The following is a 1,258-nucleotide window of genomic DNA, read 5'->3' as shown; positions in this document are numbered from 1 at the left end:
CCCCTACTCCCCTACTCTTGAGCGTCTTGTACACGGCAATGCCGGCGGCGAGGTCTTCAAGGGCCGCGCCGACCGATTTGAACAGCGTGATCTCACCGGGGCTCTGCCGGCCCTTCTTCTGGCCGCGCGCCAGTTCATGCAGATCGGCGACGATGGCTTGCGCCTTCAGCACGCCCGAGGCCAGTGGTTGGACGATGTCGCCCGCCTCCTTGGTGGCGCCGGCCCGGGTATCGACATAGACGCGGGCACGCGCAATTGCATCGTCGTCGCTCTCGCGCATATCAGGCGTGAAGCCGCCGACCAGATCGACATGGGTTCCCGGCTTCAACAGCGCGCCCTTGATCAGCGGTGTGGTCGTGATCGTCGCCGACGAAACGATGTCGGCCTGGCCGAGTTCGGCGTCGAGATCGCTCGCGGCGGTGGCCGCAAAACCCTCGGCGCGCAATTTCGCCGCGACCTTTTCGGCATTGGCCGGCGTGCGGTTCCAGATGCGGATCGTCGTGATCGGCCGCACCGCCGAATGCGCCTTGGCGAGGAACGGCGACAGCGCGCCGGCGCCGACCACCAGCAGCCGTGAAGCGTCCTCGCAGGCCAGATAGGAGGCGGCCAGCGCCGAGGCGCAGGCCGTGCGCCACTGCGTCAGCCGCTGGCCGTCAATCATGGCTTCGGGCTCGCCCGTCGCGCCGTCGAGCAAGAGGTAAAGCCCCATCACCGCCGGTTTGCCTACGGCGTTGTTGTCGGGCGACACCGTGACGATCTTGACGCCGATATGGCCGTCTGCCGAAGTGCCGGCCGCATTGAAGTCGGTCCAGGCCGGCATCAGGAGCAGGGTCGAGGCCGCGCCGTCGGGCCGTTCGACTGTATGATGATGCCTGACCGGTTGCACCGCGCCATCGCGAAAGGCCGCGCGCAGCGTCTCGACCAGTCCGGGAAAGGTCAGTGCATGGTCGACCTCGGCCGCCGAAATGGTCAGCATGGGGAAACTCCACAGAGAGAAATACGCCTCGGCATGACCACGAAAATCGGAACCGATTTTCGGAAAAGATCATGCGCAAATCACATGGAACAGCGCCCTTTGCGCGTCAAAAAAAGACGCGCGGCGCTGTATTGGCTCAGCTCGTCGGCTTCGGCAAGGCCGGGCCCTGTGGTGCAGCCGGTGCGCGGCTGACCGCCTGGCGCAGGTTCTCGGCTTCGACACCGCGCTGGCGCGCCAGCTTGCGATAGCGGCCCTGCTTGACCCAGGTTGCCAGGCTGCCGA

Annotated in this window: 1 protein-coding gene and 1 pseudogene; both read right to left on the bottom strand. The window is 66.1% G+C overall.

Translation table 11 applies throughout. The features are described 5' to 3' along the window. A partial coding sequence (locus EOB36_RS33840; protein ID WP_128286589.1) for an ornithine cyclodeaminase family protein occupies window positions 1–976 on the bottom strand: 976 nt, incomplete at its 3' end. A gap of 136 nt (window positions 977–1,112) precedes the next feature. Further along, window positions 1,113–1,258, bottom strand: a pseudogene (locus tag EOB36_RS35630) (DUF1049 domain-containing protein); the annotation flags it as partial.

Origin of the sequence: Mesorhizobium sp. M6A.T.Cr.TU.017.01.1.1, assembly GCF_004023115.1 — a bacterium.
GTDB lineage: Bacteria > Pseudomonadota > Alphaproteobacteria > Rhizobiales > Rhizobiaceae > Mesorhizobium > Mesorhizobium mediterraneum.
Note: the sequence above shows the minus strand (reverse complement) of the source record. Positions and strands in the feature narration are given on the sequence as shown.